Raw genomic sequence first — 23,986 nt, 5'->3', positions numbered from 1 at the left:
CGGCCTGATCGCCAGGCCAGTCACCGAGGCCGTCGCGCCACAGGCCGGTGGTAGAATGACCGGCTCGGTTTTTTGGACCGTAATAAACCTGGAGAGACCAACGTGTCGTTCATTTCGAGTGCTTTCGCACAAGGCGCAGCAGCAGGCGGCGCAGAATCGAGCCTGATGAGCTTTCTGCCGCTGATCCTGATGTTCGCGGTGCTGTACTTCATCATGATCCGCCCGCAGATGAAGCGTCAGAAGGAGCATCGCAACATGCTCGCCGCCATGGCCAAGGGCGACGAAGTCGTCACGAGCGGCGGTATCGTCGGCAAGATCACCAAGGTGGGCGAAGCCTACGTCGGCGTGGAAGTGGCAGACGGCACGGAAATCACCGTGCAGAAGTCGTCGGTCTCCACCATTCTGCCCAAGGGCACCATCAAGTCGCTGTAAGCCTGTCGCAGCGCATTCCGGCGTCCGGCGCGGCTTCGTCGTGAGACACGCTGCCGCCGGCCGGCCACGAGGCCCGGCAACGCCGGACCTTCCCGCGCCGGACGTTCCCGATCAGGCAACCCATCCCGTTGGGCCATCCCATGAACCGTTACCCCCTCTGGAAATATGTCGCGATGCTGGTGGCGCTCGTCATCGGCCTCGTGTACACGTTGCCCAATTTCTTCGGCGAGGCGCCCGCGGTGCAGGTGTCGAGCGGCAAGGCTACGGTCAAGCTCGATTCCGGCACGCTCTCGCAGGTGGAAGCCGCGCTCGCCGCGAGCCACATCCAGGCTGACGACGTCACGTTCGACAACTCCGCGAACAACGCCAACATCCGTGTGCGCGTGCGCGACACCGACACGCAGCTGCGCCTGAAGGATCTGTTGCAGAAGTCGCTCAACGCCGACCCCAACGACCCGCAGTACATCGTCGCGCTGAACCTGCAAAGCGCCTCGCCGCGCTGGCTCACGGCGCTGCACGCGCTGCCCATGTACCTCGGCCTCGACCTGCGCGGCGGCGTGCACTTCCTGCTGCAGGTCGACATGGCGGGCGCGCTGAACAAGAAGCTCGATTCGGACGCCTCCGACGCACGCACGCTGCTGCGCGACAACAACATCCGCGACGGCGGCGTGAATCGCGTCGGCCAGTCGGTCGTGGTCAGCTTCGCGGACCAGAACGTCGCCGAACAGGCCCGCACGCTGCTCTCGCGCAACGGCTCCGAACTGCAGTGGGCCGTGCAGCCCGCGGCAAGCGGCGGCTTCCAGGTGGTGGGCACGTTCACTCCCGCGGTCCAGAAGACCGTGCAGGACGCGGCCATCAAGCAGAACATCACCACGCTGCACAACCGCGTCAACGAACTGGGCGTGGCGGAGCCGGTGATCCAGCAGCAAGGCAGCGATCGCATCGTGGTCGAGCTGCCCGGCGTGCAAGACACGGCGAAGGCGAAGGACATCATCGGCCGCACGGCAACGCTCGAAGCGCGCCTTGCCGACCCGCTCGGCCTGCATCCGGATCCGAACGCGCCCGTGCCGCCCGGCGACGAACTCTTCACGCAGGGCAACCAGGCGCCGGTGCTGCTGAGAAAGCAGGTGATCTTCACGGGCGACCGCATCATCGACGCCTCGGCGGGCTTCGACGAGCATCAGCGTCCCTCGGTCAATATCCGTCTCGACTCGGCGGGCGGCCGCGCGGTGGCCAGCGTCTCGCGCGACAACATCGGCAAGCCGATGGCCATGGTGCTGTTCGAGAAGGGCAAGGGCGAAGTGCTCACGGTGGCGACGATCCAGTCCGAACTGGGCGACCGCTTCCAGATTACGGGCCAGCCCACGCCGCAGGCCGCCACCGACCTCGCGCTGCTCCTGCGCGCCGGCTCGCTCGCGGCGCCCATGGACATCATCGAAGAACGCACGGTCGGCCCGAGCCTCGGCGCGGACAACATCAAGAAGGGCTTCGACTCGGTGGTCTACGGCTTCGCGGCCATCGCTGCGTTCATGGTCGTCTACTACATGCTGTTCGGCGCCATTTCGGTGATCGCGCTCTCGGTGAACCTGCTGTTGCTGGTGGCCGTGCTTTCGATGTTGCAGGCCACGCTCACGCTGCCGGGCATCGCCGCTATCGCACTGGCGCTCGGTATGGCCATCGACGCGAACGTGCTGATCAACGAGCGCGTGCGCGAAGAACTGCGCAACGGCGCGCCGCCGCAGCTCGCGATCCAGAACGGCTACCAGCATGCATGGGCCACGATTCTCGACTCGAACGTGACGACGCTGATTGCAGGTCTCGCGCTGCTCGCGTTCGGCTCCGGCCCGGTGCGCGGCTTCGCGGTCGTGCACTGCATCGGCATTCTCACGTCGATGTTCTCCGCGGTGTTCTTCTCGCGCGGCCTCGTGAACCTCTGGTACGGCGGCAAGAAGAAGCTCAAGTCGCTCGCCATCGGCCAGGTGTGGCGTCCGGAAGGTGCAGGTGCCGGCGCGGCCGGTGCAGCCTTCGCGCCGCCCATGCCATCCCTGACCGACGGTAGCGACGGTAACGAGGAGAGCGAAGCTGCCACCAGCACGGCACGCGCCGCATCGGGCGCAGCAAGCGCGGCGAACCGCCAGAAGGCGCAGGCACGTACCGGCAAGCCGGTAGTGCGGCGCCGTTCGGGTCCGGGCAGCTCCGGCCCGAACTCAGGCAAACCGGGCTCGTCCCGCTAAGGCCCGGAGAAGACCATGGAATTTTTCCGCATCCGTAAAGACATTCCGTTCATGCAGCGCGCGTTGCTCTTCAACGCGATCTCGCTCGTGACCTTCATTGCCGCCGTGTTCTTCCTGCTGCATCGCGGCCTGCACCTCTCGATCGAGTTCACTGGCGGTACCGTGATCGAGGTCCAGTATCCGCAGGCTGTGGACCTGGAGCCGGTGCGCGGCACGCTCGAGAAGATCGGCTACAGCGACGCTCAGGTGCAGAACTTCGGCACCTCGCGCGACGTGCTGATCCGCCTGCCGGTCAAGCAGGGGCTTTCGTCGGCGCAGCAGAGCGACCAGGTGATGTCGGCGCTCAAGGGGCAAAACGCGCAGGTGCAGTTGCAGCGCGTGGAGTTCGTGGGTCCGCAGGTCGGTAAGGAACTGGCCACCGACGGCCTGCTCGCCCTCGCCTGCGTGGTGGCCGGCATCGTGATCTACCTGTCGTTCCGCTTCGAGTGGAAGTACGCCGTGGCGGGCATCATCGCGAACCTGCACGACGTCGTGATCATTCTCGGCTTCTTCGCGTTCTTCCAGTGGGAGTTCTCGCTCTCCGTGCTGGCCGCGGTGCTCGCCGTGCTGGGCTACTCGGTGAACGAATCGGTCGTTATCTTCGACCGGATTCGCGAGACGTTCCGGCGCGAGCGCAAGATGAGCGTGATCGAAGTCATCAACCACGCGATCACGAGCACCATGTCGCGGACCATCATCACGCACGGCTGTACGCAGATGATGGTGCTCTCGATGTTCCTCTTCGGCGGCCCCACGCTGCACTACTTCGCGCTGGCCCTCACGGTGGGCATTCTGTTCGGCATCTACTCGTCCGTGTTCGTGGCAGCCGCGCTCGCCATGTGGCTCGGCGTGAAGCGCGAGGACCTCGTCAAGGAACGGCGCGAGCGGCACGACCCGAACGATCCGAACGCGGGCGCACAGGTGTAATTGCACTTGCCGACGTAAGCATGCAAAAGCAGTCGACGTAAAAACGAAGGCCGGTTCGAAAGAACCGGCCTTCGTGCTTTATGGCGCCGCCGTGGCGGTTGATGGTGGTCGACAGCAAGCAGTCGGTCACGCCCGGCCACGACGCACCATCGCCTTGAACGGCCTCTACCGAAACTGCAGCTTGCGCCGTGCCGCGATCAGCGCAGCGATGCTCAACGCCGCCGCGAGCATCACGTAGAAAGCAGGCGCCACCTTGGTGCCTGTCGCGCGAATCAGCCACGCGATGATGAACGGACCGAATCCGCCGAAAATCGTCACCGCGACGTTATAGGCGAGCGACATGCCGGTCGTGCGCGTCTGCACCGGAAATATCTCGGACAAGAGCCCGGGCAGCGACGCAAAGTAGCCCGTCATCAGCAAGCCGAACACAGCCTCGATGACGAGCAACGTGCCGAAGCCGGGATGGGCAACGAGCCACGCGAAGCCCGGCAGGATCAGAACAAAGAGCAACACGGCCGAGACGAGCATGAGCCGCGTGCGGCCATGGATGTCCGAGAAGTGCCCGAACACGGGCGCGAGCACGAGTTGGATCACGCCCACGAGCATGATCGCCGCGAACGACACCGAAGGCGACAGCCCCAACTGCTTCACGCCGTAAGTGGGCATGAAGAGCACGAGATAGGTCGCGACGGTGCCGAGCACCACCGCGCCCATCGCAATCAGAAGACGCACCTTCTGCGAAGCGAACGTGTCGCGCAATGGCGTGGGCGTGGTCTCGGCGGCGAGGAATTCGGGCGTCTCGTCGAGGCGCGAGCGGATGTACCACGCCACCGGCCCGATCAGGAGCCCGAAGACGAACGGCACGCGCCACCCCCAGGCGTCCATCTGCTGCGGCGTGAGCGCACCGGACAGGAACGTGCCGAACGTAGCGGCAAGCAGCGTCGTGAGGCCCTGACTCGCAATCTGCCAGCTCGCATAGAAACCCCGCCGCGCGGGCACGTGCTCGGCGAGAAACGCGGTGGCGCTGCCGAACTCGCCGCCGGCCGAAAAGCCCTGCACCAGACGCGCCAGCACGAGCACGATGGGCGCCGCCACGCCAATCGACGCATAACCCGGCAGCACCGCGATCACGAATGTGCCGACCATCATCAGCAGGATGGAGAGCGTGAGCGCCGCCTTGCGTCCGCGCAGGTCCGCATAGGCGCCCAGCACGATGGCGCCGAGCGGTCGCATGAAGAACGACACGCCGAACGTACCCAGCGTGAGCAGCAGCGAAACCGTATCGTTGCCGGCCGGAAAGAAGAGCCGCGAAATGACGACCGCGAAAAAGCCGTAGACGACGAGATCGAACCATTCCAGCGCGTTGCCGATGGATGCCGCCACGATCAGCCGCCAGGAGCGGCTACCGGTGGCGACAGCCGGCGGGATTGCCGTCATGCCCCTGTTCATCGCGACCTCCGTTTGTATGTCGTTCTGGTTCGGGTAGTTACCGCCTTATTGGCTGCTTCGGGGTGTGCAGCCGTTTCATACGCAGCGTCCATGCCCGCGCACTGGCCGTACGCGCGCCTGTCTGCTTCTGTTCGTTCGTCCGTTCAGGCGCGGGGCCGTCCGTACACAACGCGGCCCCGCGCGATGCCTACTGCTTGATTCCTTCGGCCTGAATGTGCAGCGTCGTCTGCATGCTGAAGCCGTAGTCCTTGCCGAACGCGAGGCCGTAGTCCGAGCGATCGAATGTGGCGCTCGCTTCCACGCCGCACACCTCGCGCTTGAACACGGGGTGCGGCATGCACTTGAACGACTCGATCTTGAGCGCAAGTGGCTTCGTCACGCCGTGCAGCGTGAAATCGCCGTCCACTTCCACGGGCCGCTCGCCGTCGAAGCGAATGCGCGTGCCCTTGTAGGTGGCCTTGGGATATTTCGCGACGTCGAAGAACTCGGCCTCCTTCAGGTGATCGTCGAGCTTGGCATTGCCCGTATCGATGGACGCGACGTCGACCGTCACGTCCACCGTGCCCGTCTTCGCCTGACGGTCCAGCGTGACCGTGCCCGAGGTCTTCGTGAACTTCCCGCGCCAGATCGAAAGGCCACCCAGGTGGTCGGCCTCGAAGCTCGGATAGGTGTGGTTCGGGTCGAGCATGTAGGTGTCGGCAGCGAACGCACCGGCCGAACCCAACGACAGCGACGCGCCCAGCGCCGCCATGGCAAACAGCTGTGACTTCTTCAAGTCCTGTCCTCCTCACAGACAATCGACGACACGAAAACACCGCGGCACACGACAGCAGCAGTCTCTATTTGCGCGCGGCAACGATGTGAAACTTGATGACCACTTCGTCGGCCACGGTGGAGGTGTCCTTCCAGTCGCCCGTGCCCACGTCGAACTGCAGGCGGCGGATCGGCAACGTGCCGTCGAAAGCCTGCGCGGAACCCTGCTGGGAGTACGCAACGGGCACGACCACCGTCTGCGACTTGCCCTTGATGGTGAGCTTGCCCGTCACCTTGTACTGATTACCGCCGGCCGGCGCGATGGCGCTGGAAACGAAGGTGGCCTGCGGCCAGGTTTTCGCATCGAACCAGTCCTTGCCACGCACCGAGTCGTTGAAGCTCTCGTCGCCCAGATCGTAGCTGGCCACGTCCACCGTGAATTGCGCGCTGCCCGCGGCGGGTTTGGCGGGATCGAAACTGAGCTGCGCGGTGAACTTCCTGAACCGGCCTTCCACCGGCACGTTCATCTGCTTCGAGGTCGCGGTAATCGAGCTCTTCGCGAGATCCACCTGGCTTGCCGCGCCGGTCTCGGCAAGCGCGCGGCCGGGCGCCGCCGCGTTCAGAGAAGCCGCGGCGAACACGGCCAGCATGTAGCGATAGAACGAACCCTTCATGTTTGTCCTTATTTGAGGAACGGAATCATGCGCGACAGCAGGCCGTCGCGGTCGAGCCATTGATGCTTGATCGCCGCCGCCACATGCAGCACCACGAGCACGGCGAGCGAGTAATCGAGCGTGACGTGCATCGTGCGGAACACCGTCTTGAGCACGGGATCAGGGCCGATCAGCATGGGCAGCTGCACCAGCCCGAGATAGACAACCGGCACGTTGGCCGCGGAGCTGAACAGATAACCCGAGACCGGCACGGCCACCATCAGCACATAGAGCAGCGCATGCACGCCGTGCGCGAGCACGCGCTGCCAGCCCGGCATGCGGCGCGGCAACGGCGGCGCCCGGTGCGTGGCGCGCCAGACGATGCGCAGCACGGCGAGCGCGAACACCGTCACGCCGATCCACTTGTGCCAGGAATAGTAGCGAAGCTTGGTGGGCGTTAGGCCCGGAATGCCCGTCATCACCCAGCCGAGCGCGAAGGCACAGACGATGAGAAGCGCGATCAGCCAGTGGAACCCGATCGCCGTGCGGGTGTACGGCTCGGGCGAGGCAAAGGAAGGACGGGATGGCATGACGATCCGGACGCTAACGCATTACGTTCAACGTGGCAGCCGGCGCGCTTATTCCATCCGTAAGGGGAAAAGCTGCGCGCGAGGCCGCCGCCCATGCCGCGCCGGCGTCCGGCGAAGCGAGGACGCCACGCAGCCCTGCAAACGGCGCATGACCCGGTACGGCGCTAAAAGCAACCGCGCAAACAGCGGACAACAGCCGGGGATGTCAAGGCCGCCATGCTACTCCAGCCTTGGGCCGTCCTGCATGAAGACTGGCGTAACGGAACGAAAGGAAGGCGCGAGGGTCGATATTCCGGCATTCGCCGGTCTCGGCCTTGCCCAGCCCCGTTGTGCGTGGCCCGGCATGGGTTTGGTAACATGGTGGCGCCTTTTGGACCGTCCAGCCGGTTCGTACCGCGCCACACGGCGCCCGGCACCGCCGCTTTCGTCCGGCTGCTTCACGGACGATCAGACAGACGATCAGGCCGTTCAAGCCATTTAGGCCGATCAAGCCGTTTAGGCCGTTTTATCCAGCACGCCCACATGGAACGAGACAATCTGATCGCATGCCACGAGTGCGACGCGCTGTTCCGCAAGCCGCTGCTACGCGCCCGGCTCACCGCGCGTTGCCCGCGCTGCGGCGCGGCGCTCTATCACGGCTCGTCCGCCCAGCTGGACCGCATCTGCGCGATGACGCTCGGCGCGCTCATCACGTTCATCATTGCCCAGTCGTTTCCGATTCTCGAACTCGACGCGAACGGCGTCACCTCGCGCTCGAGCCTGTTCGGCGCGCTCGTCGTGCTCTGGGAAGAGCACATGGAACTGGTCGCGGTCATGGTGTTCTGCTGCACGGTCCTATTCCCGCTGACCGAACTCGTCGCCCTGCTCTACGTGCTGCTTCCCGTGCGCCAGGGCCACGTTCCGCCCGGCTTCAACCGCGTGCTGCGCGCCATCCAGTTCGTGCGGCCCTGGGGCATGATCGAAGTCTTCATGCTGGGCGTGCTCGTCACCATCGTGAAAATGGTGAGCCTCGCGCGCGTGATTCCCGACGTCGCGCTGTTCGGCTTCGGCGCGCTCACGCTCATGTCGACGGTGGTCGTGACCTTCGATTCGCGCACGCTCTGGGACATCGCCGACGAACTGCGGGCGCGCCGCGCGTCTCGCCAACCGGGCCGGTCCGGGCCGGCGTCCGGGTCAGGCGACAATCCTGCCGGCAATCCAGGAGACAATCCTGGCGGCCACTCCGGTCGCCATTCCGGCGCAACGGTGGGCGGTGGTCCCGGCGCAAGCGCGGGCGCCGTACCCGGCCGTCGTCCCGCCCCGCTCGCCGCGCGCAAGGACTGACGCCCCATGCGATACCTCACCGCCAGGCGCGCCGGCCTCGTTTCCTGCCATGCCTGCGGACGCGTGCAGCCCTGGCTGCGCTCGGTCGGCAAACAGCATTGCTCGCGCTGCGATGCGGTGCTGCACCGGCGCAATCCCGACAGCCTCATGCGCACCTGGGCGCTGCTCGCCGCCGCCGCCATCCTCTACATTCCGGCCAACCTGCTGCCCATCATGCATACGTCCTCGCTCGTGGGCAGCGACGACAACACGATCATGAGCGGCGTGGTCTACTTCTGGACCTCGGGCGAATGGCCGCTCGCCGTGATCGTGTTCGTGGCGAGCATCGTGGTGCCCATGCTCAAGCTCTCGGTGCTCACGCTGCTCACGCTCACCGCGCAGCGCCGCTCCGCATGGCGGCCCAACGAACGGGTGCGGCTCTACCGCATCATCGAGTTCATCGGGCGCTGGTCGATGCTGGACGTCTTCGTGGTCACCATGACCGTGGCGCTGGTGCGCTTCCAGTCGCTTGCCGTCATCACGGCGGGGCCGGGCGCCCTGGCTTTCGGCTCGGTCGTGATTCTCACCATGATCGCCTCGATGCAATTCGACCCGCGCCTGATCTGGGATGCCGTCGAGGAAGACGGGCCGTGGGCGTCCTCGGTTCCGTCCGCGGCGGCCCCGCACACTAAAAACGAACAACCACCCTCAACAGAGGATCCTGCTTCATGAACAGCACGCAAGGACCCACGCCGCCGGCGCCAACCGAGTCGCAGGACGCGCGCACCGCAAGCGGTGCCGGCGCGTCCGTGCCGCCCGCGGTGCCGCCCGAGCTCCCGGACCCCGACGTCGAGCCGCCCCGCCGCTGGCTGCCTTCGCTCGTCTGGATCGTGCCGCTGCTCGCCGCGCTGATCGGCGTGGCGCTCGTGGTGAAGTCCGTGCTCGCGCAAGGGCCCAACATCACGATCAGCTTCGTGAGCGCCGAAGGGCTGGAGCCCGGCAAGACCCAGGTCAAGTACAAGGACGTCAACATCGGATCGGTGAAATCGATCCGGCTGTCGAAGGATCTTTCGCACGTGCTGGTGCAGGTGGAACTCACCAAGGAAGCCGAGAACTTCGCCGTGAAGGACAGCCGCTTCTGGATCGTGCGTCCGCGCGTGGGTACGACGGGCGTGTCCGGGCTCGGCACGCTGCTTTCGGGCGCCTACATCGGCGTGGATGCGGGCCGCTCCAGCGAAAGCGAAACGGATTTCGTGGGCCTCGAAACCCCGCCGCCCGTCACCATCGACCAGAAGGGCCACCAGTACACGCTGCACGGCGACTCGCTCGGCTCCATCGATATCGGCTCGCCGATCTTCTACCGCCGCGTCCAGGTGGGCCAGGTCACGGGCTTCTCGCTGGACAAGGGAGGCACGGGCGTGACGGTGCAGGTATTCGTTTCCGCGCCCTACGACCAGTACGTGGGCACCAACACGCGCTGGTGGCATGCCAGCGGCGTAGACCTGCGGCTCGACGCGAGCGGACTCAAGCTCAACACGCAGTCGCTTGCCACGGTGATCGTGGGCGGCCTCGCGTTCCAGGCGCCGCCCGGCCAGTCCGCGGGCACCAACGCGCCCAACGGCACGATGTTCCGCTTAGGCGCCGACGAAAGCGACGCGATGCGCGAGCCCGACGGCATTCCGGTGCGCGTGGTGATGAACTTCAACCAGTCGCTGCGCGGCCTTTCGGTGGGCGCGCCCGTGGACTTCCGCGGCATCGTGCTGGGCCAGGTGACCGACATCGGCGTTGAGTACGATCCGAAGACGCACGAGTTCACGATGCCGGTCACGATGGACCTCTACCCCGACCGCCTGCGCCGCCACTCGCGCAACCAGATGCCGATGCAAAGCACGCCCGAGGCGAGCGAGATGCTCAAGACGCTGGTGAAGCACGGCCTGCGCGGCCAGCTGCGCACGGGCAACCTGCTCACCAACCAGCTCTACGTCGCGCTCGACCTGTTCCCGAAGGCGCCGCCCGCCACCGTGGACGTGACGCGCGAGCCCATCGAGCTGCCCACCATTCCGAACACGCTCGACGAACTGCAACTGCAGGTGGCCGACATCGCGAGGAAGCTGGACAAGGTGCCGTTCGACCAGATCGGCACCAATCTCAACAGCGCGCTCAAGAACGCCGACCGCCTGTTCTCGCGGCTCGATACCGAAGTGGTGCCGCAGGCGCGCGACACGCTTTCGGCCGCGAAGCAGACCTTCGGCGCCGCCGAAGCAACGCTCCAGCAAGACTCGCCGCTGCAGTCCGACGTGCACCAGGCGCTGCAGGAACTCACGCGCACGCTGCAGTCGCTCAACGCGCTGTCCGATTACCTCGAACGCCACCCCGAATCGCTGTTGCGCGGCAAGCCGGGGGACAAGCCATGAAAAACGCCATGCTTCGCACCCTGCTTTGTTTCCGGACCACGGCCACCGCTGCCGCTGTTGCCACCGCCGCGCTCACGATGCTCGCCGCGTGTTCTTCGTCGCCGCCCAGCCGCTTCTATACGCTCAGCACCGCGCCCGGTGCTGGCGTCGACACGGCGCAGCGCACGGCGGCGGCCGCGGCCAATCCTTCGCTGCTGATCGAAGTGGCGCCGGTCGACATGCCGTCGCAGGTCGCGCGAAACCAGCTCGTCGTGCAGAAAGACGCGAACCAGGTGAGCGTGCTGGAAGAGGAGCGCTGGGCGTCGCTGCCCGGCGACGAGGTGCGGCGTGCGCTCTCGGGCGACCTTGCGCAGCGGCTCGGCACGATCGACGTCTACGGCGCGCCGTATCCCGAAGGCGTGCCGGTGTACCGCGTCAGCGTCAACGTGCATCGCTTCGAGTCCTGGCCTGGCTCGCATGCGCTCATCGACGCCGTATGGAGCGTGCGGCCAGTGGGTAGCCGCGCCGTGATGACCTGCCGCAGCGTGGCAAGCGTGCCGGTGGCGAGCGGCTACGACGCGCTCGTGGACGGGCATCGGCGTGCGGTGGAGGCGATCGCTACGGCGATCGCGGGCGGCGTGCAGTCGCTCGCGGCGCTGCCGCGGATGGCGGACACGGATGCTGCGGCGAGGGTCGGGAAAGGCGCGTCTCGGGCGAGCGTGCCGCGAACGGCAGCAACGGCGGAAACGACAGCGGCACCGGCTGCGCCCGTCGTGCCCTGCCCCGTAACGGCGATGTCGCCGGATGCCGCTTCGGCTGGCTCGTCGGCGGCCGTTAGCTCGGGCAGCTGACGCCACGAGGCGGCGCCGCTTTCGCGCGGCGGAATGCACAAAACGAGTCCGCGCCGCTGCTATTGAAGCTGCAGAGGCGACGGAAGCCCGGAGCCGCTGAGCCGCTGAGCCGCTGAGCCGCCGAGCCGCCGGGCCGCCGAGCCGCGCAAGAAAGCATGACGCCGACACGAAGCGACCGGCCGCCCAAACCCGACCGCGTACAATAGCGCCTTCCCCCGCAGCGTTCCGCCCTCCTCATGTCTTTCGATTTCTTCGTTCCCTGTCCGCGCGGCCTCGAAGCCGCCCTTGCCGCCGAGATCGCCGAGATCGGCTCGCGCCATCTGCGCGCCGGCGCCCTGCAATCGGGCAGCGACGTGCCGGGCGGCGTGCATTTCCGCGGCGACTGGTCGGCCGGCATGGCCGTGAACCTGCACTCGCGCATCGCGAGCCGCGTGCTGCTCAAGATCGCGCAGCAGCCGTACCGCAACGAGCAGGACATCTACAACCTCGCGCGCGAGCAGCGCTGGGAGCAGTGGTTCTCGGCCAACGAGACGCTGCGCGTCGACATCACGGCGATCAAGTCGCCGCTGCGCAGCCTGGAGTTCGCGACGCTGCGCGTGAAAGACGCGGTCTGCGACCGCCTGCGCGAAGTGAGCGGCGCACGGCCCAGCATCGATACCGCCGTGCCCGACGTGCGCGTCTTCGCGTTCCTCACGGCAGCCGAGTGCACGCTGTACCTCGATACGTCGGGCGAGCCGCTCTTCAAGCGCGGCTGGCGGCTCGACAAGGGCGCGGCGCCGCTGCGCGAAAACCTGGCTGCGGGCATCCTGCGCCTCACCGGCTGGACGCCCGGCACGCCGCTCTACGACCCGATGTGCGGCAGCGGCACGTTCCTCGCCGAGGCGGCGCAGATCGCGCTCAACATCGCGCCCGGCGTGGACCGTCGTTTCGGTTTCGAAAAGCTCAAGCAGTACGACATCACGGCATGGCAGACGCTGAAGGTCGCCGCCATGGACGCCAGGCGCGCGGCCCGCGGCGCGCGCACGAATCTGCAGATCTACGGCAGCGACATTTCGGGCGACATGCTGGACAAGGCGCGCGCGAATATCGAGCGCGCGGGTCTGCCGGCAGTGCCGCTCAAGCAGGTCGATGCGCGCGCCATGACGCCGCCCACCGACGCACCCGGCATCCTCGTGGCGAACCCGCCCTACGGCGAGCGGATCGAGGTGCGAGGCCGCGGCCCGCGCGGCGAGATTCGCGACACCGGTCGGCGGGCCGAGCGCGACGCCTACGACGACGAAGGCTTTCGCCGCGCGCAGCCCGATGCGCCGGACAGCGAGTTCTTCCATGCCATCGGCGATGCGCTCAAGCAGCGCTTCACCGGCTGGCGCGCGTTCTTCCTCACGTCGGACCGCAAGCTCCCGGGTCAGCTGCGGCTGCGCGAATCGGCGAAGACGCCGCTCTTCAACGGCGCGCTCGAATGCCGTCTGTTCCGCTTCGACCTGATCGCGGGCAGCGTGCGGCAACGCGCGAGCGCGGCGCCCGCCGAAAACGGCGGCGAAGCCAGCGGCGGCTGAACGCTCGCTGCGCCGGGGCGGTTCCACGGCGCAGCGGCCCGCTCCCGCTCCCCGACGGCGGCGTTCCACGCCGCGGCAGCCAGCACTGCACGGCTCATCACCCTTCCCGCTCCTCCTCGTTCCCCGCATCAGCACGCGCCTCGAGCCCCCGCTTGAGGTCGTGCAGCGCGCGTAGCCGGTCGCGTTCGAACTTGCCGATCCAGCGCTCCGCAATCTCATGGATCGGCACAGGGTTCAGGTAATGCAGCTTTTCGCGTCCGCGCCAGGCGGTCGCGACCAGATTCGCTTCTTCCAGTAGCGCCAGGTGCTTGCTCACGGCCTGGCGCGTCATCGCCAGTCCCTCGCAAAGCTCGCCCAGCGTTTGTCCATTGCGCGCGTGCAGCAGGTCGAGCAGCTGACGGCGCGTCGGGTCGGCCAGCGCCTTGAATACGGCGTCCATACGTTGGTGGGAACCTCGTTCGTGTTTTGTGGCCTGGCCCGTGTGTTCGGGGATCCGCACGAAGATGCGCGTGCAGGCCTGCAATCGGTGTCCATTATGCAACCATGAGGTTGCACGTCAAGCGCGGCGAGCCCTTCCATTCGACGATGCGGCTCTTTCACGCCGTCCAGCCAAGCTACTGACAGAACGCTGTCAGCAGCGGCCCCGCACACTTCCATCACGCCATCCGGCGCGTTCAGGACTTACCGACAATCAAGGAGCGTGTCATGTCAGCAGATCAATCGCGCGTCATCGCCTGGTTCGACATTCCGGCCGTGGACTTCGACCGCGCCACCCGTTTCTACGAAGCCGCGCTCGACGTCGAACTGCGGCGCGAAGTGGTGAGCGGCATTCCGATGGCCATCTTCGGCCGCGGCGAAGCCGACACCGGCGGCTGCATCGTGTTCAATCCGCAGCAGCACAAGCCCGACAACGAGGGCGTGCTCGTCTACCTGAACGCGAAGCCCACGGTGACGGACGCGCTCGAGCGCGTGGAGCGCGCGGGCGGCAAAAAGCAGGGGCCGGCTATCGAACTGCCGAACAACTACGGCTACATCGGCTACTTCATCGATACCGAAGGCAACCGTGTCGGCCTGCATTCGCTCAAGCTCGCCTAAGCCACGCAGGCGCGGCACGGGCGGTTCGCGAAACACGGCGAGCCGCCTGCGCCCGCGCGCTATGATCGCCGCATTCCACCCACCGCACCCGCCACGATGACCCGTCGCGCCGACCGCCTGTTCCAGATCGCCGAGCTGCTGCGCGGCCGGCGGCTCACGACTGCGCAGCAACTGGCCGAATGGCTCAACGTGTCGGCGCGCACCGTGTATCGCGACGTGCGCGACCTGCAGCTGTCAGGCGTGCCGATCGAAGGCGAAGCGGGCATCGGCTACCGGCTCTCGCGCGCGGCGAGCCTGCCGCCACTCATGTTCACCGCCGACGAACTCGCGGCGCTCGCCACCGGCGCGCGGATGCTCGAAACGTGGGGCGGTGCGGGCCTCGCGGGCGGCGCTCGCAGTGCGCTCGCGAAGATCGCCTCGGCCATGCCGGCCGACAAGCGCGCGGCACTCGAACGGCTCGCCGTGTTCGTGCCGTCGTTTCATATCGACGGCGAGTTTTCGAAGAAGGTGGACACGCTGCATCGCGCCGTGGATACGCGGCTCGTGGTGAGCTTCGGCTACGAAGACCGGTTGGGCGCGCAGACCGAGCGGCGCGTGTGGCCGCTCGGTCTCGTCTACTGGGGCGGGCGCTGGACGGTGGGCGCCTGGTGCGAACTGCGCGAAGACTTCCGCAACTTCGACATTGCGCGCATGAAGGGCGTGGCAGTGCACGAGCACTTTCCCGACATGAGCGGCCGGCGCCTCGCGGACTATCTGCGCGTGGTGAACGCGCCGTCGCGGTGACGGCGCGCTTGTGACGTCGACGTGGACTACTCGACCGACTTCACCATGTCCTCGATCACCTTCTTGGCGTCGCCGAACACCATCATCGTCTTGTCCATGTAGAACAACTCGTTGTCGAGACCGGCGTAGCCCGCTGCCATCGAGCGCTTGTTGACGATGACGGTGCGCGCCTTGTACGCCTCGATGATGGGCATGCCCGCAATCGGCGACTTCGGATCGTTCTTCGCCGCCGGGTTCACCACGTCGTTGGCGCCGAGCACCAGCACCACGTCGGTCTGGCCGAACTCGTTGTTGATGTCGTCCATCTCGAAGACGAGGTCGTAGGGCACCTCGGCTTCGGCGAGCAGCACGTTCATGTGCCCCGGCATGCGGCCCGCCACGGGGTGAATGGCGTAACGCACGTCGATGCCCTTCTCGATGAGCTTGTCGGTGAGCTCCTTCAACGCGTGTTGCGCGCGGGCGACCGCGAGCCCGTAGCCCGGCACGATCACCACCGTTTCCGCGTTGCCGAGCATGAACGACGCGTCTTCGGCCGAGCCCGACTTCACCGGCCGCTGCTCCTGTGCGCCGCCTGTCGCAGCCGCGCCCGGCTCTGCGCCGAAGCCGCCCAGCAGCACGTTGAAGAACGAGCGGTTCATCGCGTGGCACATGATGTACGAGAGAATCGCGCCCGACGAACCCACGAGCGACCCCGCAATGATCAGCATCGCGTTGTTGAGCGAGAAGCCGATGCCCGCGGCAGCCCAGCCCGAGTACGAGTTGAGCATCGACACCACCACCGGCATGTCGGCCCCGCCGATCGGGATGATGATGAGCACGCCGAGCGCGAACGCGATCACCGTCATGATGATGAACGGCAGCCACGACTGCGTGAGAAAGAAGATCACGCCGAAGCCGACCATCGCGATGGCGAGCATCAGGTTCAAGAGATGCTGGCCCGGATACACCACCGGCGCGCCCTGGAAGAGCCGGAACTTGTACTTGCCCGAAAGCTTGCCGAACGCGATCACCGAGCCCGAAAACGTGATCGCGCCCACGAACGTGCCGATGAACAGTTCGATGCGGTTGCCGTAGGGCAGGAAGCCCGCATACGGCGCATCCTCGGCGCCCAGACCGAACGCGGCCGGTTCGGCAACCACGGCATACGCGATGCACACGGCCGCGAGACCGATCAGCGAGTGCATGGCCGCGACCAGTTCGGGCATCTTCGTCATCTCGACGCGCGCGGCCACATAGGCGCCGATCGCGCCGCCCACCACGAGCGCACCGAACAGCAGCCCAAGGCCGAGACCGAGATTCGACCCGAGGGAGCCGGCCTGCTTCACGATCAGCGCGATGGTCGTGAGGATGGCGATGGCCATGCCCACCATGCCGAACACGTTGCCGGCCCGCGCACTCTTCGGATTGGAAAGGCCCTTGAGCGCCTGGATGAAGCACACCGAGGCCAGCAGGTAGAGCAGCGTCACCACGTTCATGCTCATTTTTACGCGCCCTCCTTGCCGGTGGCGCCGCTCTGCTTTTTGGGTTCTTTCTTTCTGAACATCTCCAGCATTCGCCTTGTCACCAGAAAGCCGCCAAACACGTTCACGGCCGCGAGCAGCACCGCGAGCGTGCCGAAGAACTTGCCGGCGCCGCCCACGGTGAGCGCGGTCGCGAGCATCGCGCCCACGATCACGATGGCCGAAATCGCGTTGGTGACCGCCATGAGCGGCGTGTGCAGCGCGGGCGTGACGTTCCACACCACGTGATAGCCCACGTAGACCGCCAGCACAAAGATGATCAGGTTGATGACCGTATGGTTGATGACTTCCATCGCCGCGTTTCTCCTCATGCCTTGCGCGTGACGGCGCCGTCGCGAGCCAGCAGCGTGGCCGCGACGATGTCGTCCGCGAGATCGATGTTGAGCGTGCCTTCCTTCGTGACGATCAGCTTCAGGAAGTCGAGCAGGTTGCGCGCGTAGAGCGAGGACGCGTCCGCTGCCACCATTGCCGCCAGGTTCGTGTAGCCCACGATCGTCACGCCGTGCTTCGTCACCGCCTGGTCCGCCACCGTGAGCGGGCAGTTGCCCCCGCGGCGGCCGGTGGCTTCATCGGCCACGGGACCGCGCCCCGCTGCAAGGTCCACCACCACGGAGCCCGGCTTCATGGCCTCCACCGTCTGCGCGGGCAGCAGCGTGGGCGCGTCGCGGCCCGGAATCAACGCGGTGCTGATCACGATGTCGGCCTGGCGTGCGCGCTCGTGCACGAGCGCCGACTGGCGCGCGAGCCACGACGGCGGCATGGGCCGCGCGTAGCCGCCCACGCCCTCGGCCGCTTCGCGCTCTTCCTGCGTCTCGTAGGGCACGTCGAGGAATTTGGCGCCCAGCGACTCGATCTGCTCCTTCACGGCGGGCCGCACGTCGGATGCTTCGATCACGGCGCCCAGCCGCCGCGCCGTGGCGATGGCCTGCAGACCCGCCACGCCCGCGCCCAGCACGAGCACGCGCGCGGCCTTCACCGTACCGGCGGCGGTCATCAGCATCGGCATGAAGCGAGGGTAGAAGCTGGCGGCCACGAGCACCGCCTTGTAGCCGGCGATGTTGGCCTGGGACGAGAGCACGTCGAGGCTCTGCGCGCGCGTGGTGCGCGGCGCGGCTTCCAGCGCGAAGGCGGTGAGCCCCGCTTCGGCCAGCTGCGCGGCATTGTCGGCATTGAACGGATCGAGCATGCCGCAGAGCACGGCGCCGCGCTTCATGAAAGGCAGCTCGCTCACGGAGGGCGACTGCACCTTGAGCACGAGGTCGGCGGCGAAGGCTGTGGCCGCGTCCGTAATCTCGGCGCCCACGGCAGTGTAGGCCTCGTCGGTGAAGCTCGCGGCGGTGCCCGCGCCCGCTTGCACGGTGACGCGATGCCCCTGACTCACGTACTTCTTCACCGTCTCGGGCGTCGCGGCCACTCGGGTTTCGTTCGCCCGCGTCTCGGCAGGCACTCCGATATGCATCCTGGAACCCTCCTTCTTATTGCTCATCAAGCGCTTATCAAGCGAATAAAGCGAAGACAGGGGCCGGCCACGGTGCGCCGGCGTCTCGTGCAGCGGCTACCGCGCCACTTTAACCGAAAGTGGGGGGCGAACCGTAATCCGCACAATCCCGGCCGTGCGCACCGCTTCCGGGCTGATGCTGGCCTCGCTCGCGCATGATTCGGGCTTGATTCGGGCTTGACTCGGGCTTGACTCGGGCTTGAAAGCGGTCTGAAGCGAGGCGCTCCGCCAACCGGTAAAATGTCGGCCCATGGAACCGGAAATCTGGGCCCCGCACGTTACGGTGGCGGCCATCGTCGAGCGCGGCGGGCGTTTTCTCCTCGTGGAGGAGCACACGTCCCAGGGCCTGCGGCTGAACCAGCCGGCCGGGCATCTCGAGGCGGGCGAATCGCTCGTCGACGCGGTGATCCGCGAAACGCTCGAGGAAACGGCGCATCTGTTCGTGCCGCAGGCGCTCGTCGGCGTGTACATGACGCACTTCGGCCAGCCCCACGAAAGCGGCGCCACCTACCTGCGTTTCACGTTCTGCGGCACGGCGGGCGAGGCGCTCGCGGATCGCGCGCTCGACGCCGACATCGTCCGCACGCTATGGATGAGCGCCGACGAACTGCGCGCGGCGGGCGAGCGGCATCGCACACCGCTCGTCATACGCTGCATCGACGATTACCTCGCGGGACGCCGCGTTCCGCTCGATTTCGTGCACACGCACGCGGTGGGGCCGCGGCGCTCATAGGCGCGATGCCGGCGGGCGGTCGTAAGTCGAGTGATCGGCGACGTACCCTGCGGCATCAACCTCAGGCATCAACCTCAGGCATCAACCTGCGGCACCGGTCCAGCATCAATCGGCAATATCAATTCGCAGCACCAACAAGCAGCAACAGGCAGCAAGCCATGAGCAAACAGAAAGTCGTAGTGGGCATGTCGGGCGGCGTGGATTCGTCGGTCACCGCATGGCTGCTCAAGGAGCAGGGATACGACGTGGTCGGTCTTTTCATGAAGAACTGGGAAGACGACGACGACAGCGAATACTGCTCGACGCGTGAAGACTGGATCGACGTGGTCTCGGTAGCGGACCTGATCGGCATCGACGTCGAAGCCGTCAACTTCGCCGCCGAATACAAGGACCGCGTGTTCGCGGAGTTCCTGCGCGAGTATTCGGCGGGCCGCACGCCGAACCCGGACGTGCTCTGCAACGCCGAGATCAAGTTCAAGGCGTTCCTCGACCACGCCATGAGTCTGGGCGCCGAGCGCATCGCGACGGGCCACTACGCGCGCGTGCGCGAAAACGACGGCCGCTTCGAATTGCTGAAGGCCACGGACCACACCAAGGACCAGTCGTACTTCCTGCACCGTCTGAACCAGGCGCAGCTTTCGAAGACGATGTTCCCGCTCGGCGAGATCCCGAAGACGAAAGTGCGCGAGATCGCGGCGCAGATCGGCCTGCCGAACGCGAAGAAGAAGGACTCCACGGGCATCTGCTTCATTGGCGAACGGCCGTTCCGTGACTTCCTGAACCGCTATCTGCCGACGAAGCCCGGCCCGATGAAGACGCCCGAAGGCAAAGTGGTGGGCGAGCACATCGGCCTTGCGTTCTATACGTTCGGCCAGCGCAAGGGCATTGGGCTTGGCGGCAGCAAGGACGGCAGCGGCGAGCCCTGGTTCGTGGCGGCCAAGGACATTGCCTCGAACACGTTGTACGTCGTGCAGGGCCACGATCATCCGTGGCTGCTCTCAGAGACGCTGCGCGCCGGCAATGTGAGCTGGGTGGCAGGCGAGCCCCCCGCGGACGGCCACGCCTGCGGCGCGAAAACGCGCTATCGCCAGGCCGATGCGGCGTGCGTCTTCCACGCGCTGCCGTCTTCGCCGGCCGATTCAGGCGAAACCGGCGATGCCGGCGCCGCCTTCGAGCTGCGCTTCACCGAAGCGCAATGGGCCGTGACGCCCGGCCAGTCCGCCGTGCTGTACGACGGCGACGTATGCCTGGGCGGCGGCATCATCGAAAGCGCGGCGACGGCCCAGCCCGCGCCGCAACCCGCCGCACGCGAGCCGCAGCAGGCGGCGCTGCTGGGCGCGCGATAAACACGAACTACGCGCCAACCCAGCGCCGAACAAGCTCTTCACAAGCGCCGACACGATTGAGCGAGGGCCACCGCCCTCGCTCACCTCGCCGCCACGCTCCACGCTTTCCATTCCTTCACACGCCTTTCGGCACCTTTCGCGGGACGTTCATTCCGTCTCGCGCACCAGTGAGTTTCACAGCCGCGCCCTTCATCTTGCGGCATCATTCGGGGCACAACCGGCCGCCGCGCTGCACACGAAGCGCGCCGGCCTCCTTCGTTCACCCCGAGGAGACCGTATGTTTTCCCGACGCTATCTGGCCATGTTGTGCGCCGTGGTGCTGCTTGCCGCCTGCGTTGCCGCCGCTGCGCTCCATCATCTGTCCTGGTTCTGGAGCCTGATTCCGGCGCTCCTCGTCGCGCTCGGCGTGGCCGACCTCACCCAGGAGCGCCACGCGATTCTGCGCAACTATCCGCTTTGGGGCCATCTGCGCTTCGCGTTCGAATTCATCCGCCCCGAGATCCGCCAGTACTTCGTCGAAGACGACACCGAAGAAAAACCGTTCTCGCGCCAGCAGCGCAGCATCGTCTACCAGCGTGCAAAGAACGAAGTGGACAGCCGGCCCTACGGCACCGAACTGGACGTGCGCGCCGCCGGCCACGAATGGATCAGCCACTCGCTCATGCCGACGCAACTCCCGAACCACGACTTCCGCATTCTCGTCGGACCGGATCGCGAGCAGCCCTACGCGCTCTCCATCTTCAACGTCTCGGCCATGAGCTTCGGCTCGCTCTCCGCGAACGCCATTCGCGCGCTCAATCTGGGCGCCAAGAAAGGCGGCTTCGCCCACGACACGGGCGAAGGCTCGCTCTCGAAGTACCACCGCGAACACGGCGGCGACATCATCTGGGAAATCGCCTCGGGTTATTTCGGTTGCCGTAACGACGACGGCACCTTCAACGCCGAGAAGTTCGCGCGCGAGGCCGCGGACCCGCAGGTGAAGATGATCGAAGTGAAGCTCTCGCAGGGCGCCAAACCGGGCCACGGCGGCGTGCTGCCCGCCGCGAAGATCACACCCGAAATCGCCGAGACGCGCGGCGTGCCGATGGGCCGCGACTGCATCTCGCCCGCCACGCACTCCGAGTTTTCGACGCCGCGCGGGCTACTCGAATTCGTCGAACGGCTGCGCAAGCTCTCGGGCGGCAAGCCGACGGGCTTCAAGCTTTGCATCGGCCACCCGTGGGAGTTCTTCGGCATTGCCAAGGCGATGCTCGAAACGGGCATCCTGCCCGACTTCATCGTAGTGGACGGCGCGGAAGGCGGAACAGGCGCCGCGCCGCTCGAATTCACGGATCACATCGGCGTGCCGCTTCAGGAAGGGTTGCTGCTCGTGCACAACACGCTGGTGGGTTGCGGGCTGCGCGAGAAAATCCGCATCGGCGCGAGCGGCAAGATGATTACTGCATTCGACATTGCGAAGACACTCGCCATCGGTGCGGACTGGATCAACTCCGCGCGCGGCTTCATGTTCGCCGTGGGCTGCATCCAGGCCCAGACCTGCCACACGGGCCGCTGCCCCACCGGCGTCGCGACGCAAGACCCGGTGCGCCAGCGCGCGCTCGTCGTGCCCGACAAGGCCGACCGCGTATTCAACTTCCACCACAACACGCTGCACGCGCTCAAGGAAATCGTGCAGGCGGCGGGGCTCAGGCATCCGTCGGAACTGCGCGCGCATCACATCGTGCGGCGCGTGTCGTCGCACGAGGTTCAGCTCATGTCGCAGCTGCTCAAGTACCTGGAGCCGGGCGACCTGCTCAACGGCAACTATCGCTATACGCTCTACGAGCAGTGGTGGCCCGTGGCACGCAGCGACTCGTTTGCGCCGCGACTGGAAGAAGCGGTGACGGCCTAGCGAACCCCCGCGCGCAACCCTGCGCTTCAAAAGAAAAACCCCGCCGAAGCGGGGCAATGTGGTCAACGTGACGCAACCACGCGAAAGAACGGATGAAGCCGAAGGCGCGGATCAGTGCGATGCGGCACGGGCCGCGCCTGATGTTTGTGCGGCGGCGTTAGAGAACGCTCAGCGCACGATCAAACCGCCATCGGCCGCCACTTGAGCAGACGCTGTTCGACTGCGGTCAACAGGTAATCCGCAGCAAGCGCCACCACGGCCAGCACGATCATCGCCGCGAACACGCCGCTCGCGTTGAACGCGCCTTGCGCCGTCGAGATCAGCAGGCCGATGCCCTGCTTCGAACCCAGGAACTCGCCCACCACCGCGCCAACCAGCGCGAAGCCGAAGCTCACGTGCAGGCTCGCGAGAATCCAGCTCAACGCCGAGGGAATCACCACCGCCGTCGTCACCTGGCGGCGCGAGGCGCCGAGAATCTGCGCGTTCGCGATCATGTAGCGGTCCGCTTCGCGCACGCCCTGGAACGCATTGGCGAACACGACGAAGAACACCATCACCACCGCGAGCGCCACCTTCGACGCCATGCCGAGGCCCAGTGCGATCACGAACACCGAGCCCAGCACCACGCGCGGAATCGAGTTGGCGATCTTGATGTAGATGCTGAACACGTCGGAGAGCAGCTTGTTGCGGCCCAACACGATGCCGCAGAACACGCCCGCCACCGAGCCGATCAGAAAGCCGAGCCCGGTCTCTTCCAGCGTGACCCACACCTGCGTCAAGAGCGGCCCTTGCGAGGTGCCGTTGACGAACCAGTCGACGATCTGCGCGAAGATCTGCGACGGCATGGAGAAGAAGAACGGATCGATCCATTTGAGCCGCGCCGCGACTTCCCAGCCGCCCAGCACGACGACGAGCACGGCGATGCGCAGGCCGATCACGAGCGCGTGGCGGCGCCGGATGCGCTGCTGGGCGACACGCTCGACCTGTGCGAGCGCCGTGGCGTCGATGCCCACGGGCATCGCTTGTTGAGGGGTAGACATGATGTGCTCCGCTTTCGTTGATTACCCGATCTGCACTTCTTCGCGCAGGTCGTGCCAGATGTCCCGCGAGATTTCGATGAAGCGCGGGTCGTAGCGCACCTCGGAGGTGATGCGCGGACGCGGCAGATCGATCTCGTACACCTTCTTGAGCGTGGCCGGACGTGCCGTGAGCACGAACACACGGTCGGCCAGCGCAATGGCCTCTTCCAGATCGTGCGTGACGAACACCACCGACCCCGCATTCGCCGACCACAGTTGCAGCAGTTCGTCCTGCATCAGCGTGCGGGTCTGCATGTCGAGCGCGGAGAACGGCTCGTCCATGAGCAGAATTTCCGGCTTGTTGATGAAGGTCTGCGCGAGCGCCACACGCTTGCGCATGCCGCCTGACAGCTGATGCGGGTAGTGCTTGCCGAACTTCTCGAGGCCCACGCGGCGCAGCCATTCGTTGGCCTCGTCGTAGGCCGCGGACTTCGAGCGGCCGCGAAACAGCGGACCTGCCGCGACGTTGTCGAGCACCGAGCGCCACGGGAACACGGCGTCGGCCTGAAACACGAAGCCGATGCGCGGGTCGATGCCGTCCACGGGCTGGCCCATCACGCGCACTTCGCCCGTGGTGGGCTTGAGCAGGCCCGTAATCATGCTGAGCGTCGTGGACTTGCCGCAGCCCGTGGGCCCGACGACCGCAACGAACTCGCCTCGCGCTACCGACATGCTGAAGTCGCGCAGCGCGATCGTTGCCTTGCCGTCGGGGCTGATGAAGCGGCACGAGACGTTGCGCAGCTCGATGGCCGGCGCGCCCGCTGGCAACCCATTCGGCGAGCCGTTCAGCGAGCCGTTCGTGGAAAGGGGTACAGGTCGATTCATCGCTTGCAGTTCCGCTGTTGTCTTGACCGCCATGTGT

At 66.3% G+C, this 23,986-nt stretch carries 23 protein-coding genes; 13 read left to right on the top strand and 10 right to left on the bottom strand.

Features of this window, described 5'->3' with window-relative positions:
* Window positions 1-102 precede the first annotated feature (102 nt).
* The 3 genes from yajC (at window position 103) to secF (ending at window position 3,632) form a co-directional block, all read left to right on the top strand.
* The gene (gene yajC / locus PKKP23_RS19525) at window positions 103-432 is read left to right on the top strand and encodes a preprotein translocase subunit YajC (RefSeq protein WP_114813382.1); all 330 of its coding nucleotides are present in this window, start codon (window positions 103-105) and stop codon (window positions 430-432) included.
* A 140-nt stretch (window positions 433-572) separates the two neighbouring features.
* Window positions 573-2,666 carry a protein translocase subunit SecD gene (gene secD, locus PKKP23_RS19520; protein WP_126878086.1) on the top strand — a complete coding sequence of 698 codons (2,094 nt, stop codon included), beginning with the start codon at window positions 573-575 and terminating at the stop codon, window positions 2,664-2,666.
* 15 nt (window positions 2,667-2,681) lie between these two features.
* A complete protein-coding gene (gene secF, locus PKKP23_RS19515) occupies window positions 2,682-3,632 on the top strand; it encodes a protein translocase subunit SecF (protein ID WP_114813378.1) in 951 nt (316 codons plus the stop codon).
* Between the two features lie 165 nt (window positions 3,633-3,797).
* Here the strand turns inward: secF and PKKP23_RS19510 are convergent, their stop codons facing one another.
* From PKKP23_RS19510 to PKKP23_RS19495, 4 genes are all read right to left on the bottom strand, one after another.
* Entirely contained in the window at window positions 3,798-5,069 is a 1,272-nt protein-coding gene (locus PKKP23_RS19510; RefSeq protein WP_126878085.1) for an MFS transporter, read from the bottom strand.
* A 199-nt stretch (window positions 5,070-5,268) separates the two neighbouring features.
* Window positions 5,269-5,856 carry a YceI family protein gene (locus PKKP23_RS19505; RefSeq protein WP_176049034.1) on the bottom strand — a complete coding sequence of 196 codons (588 nt, stop codon included), beginning with the start codon at window positions 5,854-5,856 and terminating at the stop codon, window positions 5,269-5,271.
* Between the two features lie 64 nt (window positions 5,857-5,920).
* Window positions 5,921-6,508 carry a YceI family protein gene (locus PKKP23_RS19500; RefSeq protein WP_126878084.1) on the bottom strand — a complete coding sequence of 196 codons (588 nt, stop codon included), beginning with the start codon at window positions 6,506-6,508 and terminating at the stop codon, window positions 5,921-5,923.
* A gap of 8 nt (window positions 6,509-6,516) precedes the next feature.
* Window positions 6,517-7,077: a cytochrome b gene (locus tag PKKP23_RS19495; RefSeq protein ID WP_017776985.1), complete on the bottom strand. Its 561-nt coding sequence runs from the start codon at window positions 7,075-7,077 to the stop codon at window positions 6,517-6,519.
* Between the two features lie 522 nt (window positions 7,078-7,599).
* On the opposite strand from PKKP23_RS19495, the gene PKKP23_RS19490 reads away from it, so the two are divergent.
* The 5 genes from PKKP23_RS19490 (at window position 7,600) to PKKP23_RS19470 (ending at window position 13,179) form a co-directional block, all read left to right on the top strand.
* Window positions 7,600-8,400, top strand: a complete 801-nt coding sequence (locus PKKP23_RS19490) for a paraquat-inducible protein A (RefSeq protein WP_126878083.1) — start codon at window positions 7,600-7,602, stop codon at window positions 8,398-8,400.
* Window positions 8,401-8,406: 6 nt separating this feature from the next.
* Window positions 8,407-9,111 carry a paraquat-inducible protein A gene (locus tag PKKP23_RS19485; protein WP_017776987.1) on the top strand — a complete coding sequence of 235 codons (705 nt, stop codon included), beginning with the start codon at window positions 8,407-8,409 and terminating at the stop codon, window positions 9,109-9,111.
* A complete protein-coding gene (locus PKKP23_RS19480) occupies window positions 9,108-10,793 on the top strand; it encodes a PqiB family protein (protein WP_240659063.1) in 1,686 nt (561 codons plus the stop codon). Before PKKP23_RS19485 ends, PKKP23_RS19480 begins: the two co-directional genes overlap by 4 nt.
* The gene (locus PKKP23_RS19475) at window positions 10,790-11,623 is read left to right on the top strand and encodes a PqiC family protein (protein WP_420873239.1); all 834 of its coding nucleotides are present in this window, start codon (window positions 10,790-10,792) and stop codon (window positions 11,621-11,623) included. Before PKKP23_RS19480 ends, PKKP23_RS19475 begins: the two co-directional genes overlap by 4 nt.
* A 236-nt stretch (window positions 11,624-11,859) precedes the next feature.
* Entirely contained in the window at window positions 11,860-13,179 is a 1,320-nt protein-coding gene (locus tag PKKP23_RS19470) for a THUMP domain-containing class I SAM-dependent RNA methyltransferase (protein WP_126878081.1), read from the top strand.
* A 97-nt stretch (window positions 13,180-13,276) separates the two neighbouring features.
* On the opposite strand, the gene PKKP23_RS19465 is transcribed toward PKKP23_RS19470, so the two are convergent.
* A complete protein-coding gene (locus PKKP23_RS19465) occupies window positions 13,277-13,618 on the bottom strand; it encodes an ArsR/SmtB family transcription factor (RefSeq protein ID WP_017776991.1) in 342 nt (113 codons plus the stop codon).
* A gap of 266 nt (window positions 13,619-13,884) precedes the next feature.
* On the opposite strand from PKKP23_RS19465, the gene PKKP23_RS19460 reads away from it, so the two are divergent.
* Window positions 13,885-14,274 carry a VOC family protein gene (locus tag PKKP23_RS19460; protein ID WP_017776992.1) on the top strand — a complete coding sequence of 130 codons (390 nt, stop codon included), beginning with the start codon at window positions 13,885-13,887 and terminating at the stop codon, window positions 14,272-14,274.
* Between the two features lie 96 nt (window positions 14,275-14,370).
* On the top strand, window positions 14,371-15,057 hold the full coding sequence (locus PKKP23_RS19455; protein ID WP_017776993.1) for a helix-turn-helix transcriptional regulator: 687 nt from the start codon (window positions 14,371-14,373) through the stop codon (window positions 15,055-15,057).
* 26 nt (window positions 15,058-15,083) lie between these two features.
* Here PKKP23_RS19455 and PKKP23_RS19450 read toward each other — a convergent pair whose 3' ends face one another.
* From PKKP23_RS19450 to PKKP23_RS19440, 3 genes are read right to left on the bottom strand one after another with little or no spacing between them, the layout of a single operon-like run.
* Window positions 15,084-16,538 (bottom strand): NAD(P)(+) transhydrogenase (Re/Si-specific) subunit beta, encoded by a 1,455-nt coding sequence (locus tag PKKP23_RS19450; protein ID WP_126878080.1) that lies wholly within the window; start codon window positions 16,536-16,538, stop codon window positions 15,084-15,086.
* A gap of 2 nt (window positions 16,539-16,540) precedes the next feature.
* Entirely contained in the window at window positions 16,541-16,870 is a 330-nt protein-coding gene (locus PKKP23_RS19445) for an NAD(P) transhydrogenase subunit alpha part 2 (protein WP_126878079.1), read from the bottom strand.
* A 14-nt stretch (window positions 16,871-16,884) separates the two neighbouring features.
* Complete coding sequence (locus tag PKKP23_RS19440; protein WP_126878078.1) at window positions 16,885-18,036, bottom strand: Re/Si-specific NAD(P)(+) transhydrogenase subunit alpha; 1,152 nt, start codon at window positions 18,034-18,036, stop codon at window positions 16,885-16,887.
* A 289-nt stretch (window positions 18,037-18,325) separates the two neighbouring features.
* On the opposite strand from PKKP23_RS19440, the gene PKKP23_RS19435 reads away from it, so the two are divergent.
* The 3 genes from PKKP23_RS19435 to PKKP23_RS19425 all read left to right on the top strand — a co-directional run bounded on the left by PKKP23_RS19435 (window position 18,326) and on the right by PKKP23_RS19425 (window position 22,045).
* Complete coding sequence (locus PKKP23_RS19435; RefSeq protein WP_126878077.1) at window positions 18,326-18,808, top strand: NUDIX hydrolase; 483 nt, start codon at window positions 18,326-18,328, stop codon at window positions 18,806-18,808.
* Between the two features lie 158 nt (window positions 18,809-18,966).
* The gene (gene mnmA / locus PKKP23_RS19430) at window positions 18,967-20,154 is read left to right on the top strand and encodes a tRNA 2-thiouridine(34) synthase MnmA (RefSeq protein WP_126878076.1); all 1,188 of its coding nucleotides are present in this window, start codon (window positions 18,967-18,969) and stop codon (window positions 20,152-20,154) included.
* Window positions 20,155-20,431: 277 nt separating this feature from the next.
* Window positions 20,432-22,045 carry an FMN-binding glutamate synthase family protein gene (locus PKKP23_RS19425; protein WP_126878075.1) on the top strand — a complete coding sequence of 538 codons (1,614 nt, stop codon included), beginning with the start codon at window positions 20,432-20,434 and terminating at the stop codon, window positions 22,043-22,045.
* 179 nt (window positions 22,046-22,224) lie between these two features.
* Here the strand turns inward: PKKP23_RS19425 and PKKP23_RS19420 are convergent, their stop codons facing one another.
* Window positions 22,225-23,085: an ABC transporter permease gene (locus PKKP23_RS19420; protein WP_126878074.1), complete on the bottom strand. Its 861-nt coding sequence runs from the start codon at window positions 23,083-23,085 to the stop codon at window positions 22,225-22,227.
* 21 nt (window positions 23,086-23,106) lie between these two features.
* Window positions 23,107-23,949, bottom strand: coding sequence for an ABC transporter ATP-binding protein (locus PKKP23_RS19415; protein ID WP_085970134.1), 843 nt, complete (start codon window positions 23,947-23,949; stop codon window positions 23,107-23,109).
* Between the last annotated feature and the right edge of the window lie 37 nt (window positions 23,950-23,986).

Source organism: Paraburkholderia kururiensis JCM 10599 = LMG 19447, assembly GCF_003986935.1.
GTDB classification, from domain to species: Bacteria; Pseudomonadota; Gammaproteobacteria; order Burkholderiales; family Burkholderiaceae; genus Paraburkholderia; species Paraburkholderia kururiensis.
This window is presented reverse-complemented; position numbering and strand designations above follow the sequence as displayed.

Coding starts and splice junctions, on each gene's coding strand:
- PKKP23_RS19490 (WP_126878083.1), top strand. CDS start 7,600: ATGGAACGAGACAATCTGATCGCATGCCACGAGTGCGACGCGCTGTTC.
- PKKP23_RS19455 (WP_017776993.1), top strand. CDS start 14,371: ATGACCCGTCGCGCCGACCGCCTGTTCCAGATCGCCGAGCTGCTGCGC.
- mnmA (WP_126878076.1), top strand. CDS start 18,967: ATGAGCAAACAGAAAGTCGTAGTGGGCATGTCGGGCGGCGTGGATTCG.
- PKKP23_RS19495 (WP_017776985.1), bottom strand. CDS start 7,077: ATGCCATCCCGTCCTTCCTTTGCCTCGCCCGAGCCGTACACCCGCACG.
- secF (WP_114813378.1), top strand. CDS start 2,682: ATGGAATTTTTCCGCATCCGTAAAGACATTCCGTTCATGCAGCGCGCG.
- PKKP23_RS19465 (WP_017776991.1), bottom strand. CDS start 13,618: ATGGACGCCGTATTCAAGGCGCTGGCCGACCCGACGCGCCGTCAGCTG.
- PKKP23_RS19510 (WP_126878085.1), bottom strand. CDS start 5,069: ATGACGGCAATCCCGCCGGCTGTCGCCACCGGTAGCCGCTCCTGGCGG.
- secD (WP_126878086.1), top strand. CDS start 573: ATGAACCGTTACCCCCTCTGGAAATATGTCGCGATGCTGGTGGCGCTC.
- PKKP23_RS19485 (WP_017776987.1), top strand. CDS start 8,407: ATGCGATACCTCACCGCCAGGCGCGCCGGCCTCGTTTCCTGCCATGCC.
- PKKP23_RS19450 (WP_126878080.1), bottom strand. CDS start 16,538: ATGAGCATGAACGTGGTGACGCTGCTCTACCTGCTGGCCTCGGTGTGC.
- PKKP23_RS19470 (WP_126878081.1), top strand. CDS start 11,860: ATGTCTTTCGATTTCTTCGTTCCCTGTCCGCGCGGCCTCGAAGCCGCC.
- PKKP23_RS19420 (WP_126878074.1), bottom strand. CDS start 23,085: ATGTCTACCCCTCAACAAGCGATGCCCGTGGGCATCGACGCCACGGCG.
- PKKP23_RS19480 (WP_240659063.1), top strand. CDS start 9,108: ATGAACAGCACGCAAGGACCCACGCCGCCGGCGCCAACCGAGTCGCAG.
- PKKP23_RS19460 (WP_017776992.1), top strand. CDS start 13,885: ATGTCAGCAGATCAATCGCGCGTCATCGCCTGGTTCGACATTCCGGCC.
- PKKP23_RS19475 (WP_420873239.1), top strand. CDS start 10,790: ATGAAAAACGCCATGCTTCGCACCCTGCTTTGTTTCCGGACCACGGCC.
- PKKP23_RS19445 (WP_126878079.1), bottom strand. CDS start 16,870: ATGGAAGTCATCAACCATACGGTCATCAACCTGATCATCTTTGTGCTG.
- PKKP23_RS19440 (WP_126878078.1), bottom strand. CDS start 18,036: ATGCATATCGGAGTGCCTGCCGAGACGCGGGCGAACGAAACCCGAGTG.
- PKKP23_RS19425 (WP_126878075.1), top strand. CDS start 20,432: ATGTTTTCCCGACGCTATCTGGCCATGTTGTGCGCCGTGGTGCTGCTT.
- PKKP23_RS19500 (WP_126878084.1), bottom strand. CDS start 6,508: ATGAAGGGTTCGTTCTATCGCTACATGCTGGCCGTGTTCGCCGCGGCT.
- PKKP23_RS19435 (WP_126878077.1), top strand. CDS start 18,326: ATGGAACCGGAAATCTGGGCCCCGCACGTTACGGTGGCGGCCATCGTC.
- PKKP23_RS19415 (WP_085970134.1), bottom strand. CDS start 23,949: ATGAATCGACCTGTACCCCTTTCCACGAACGGCTCGCTGAACGGCTCG.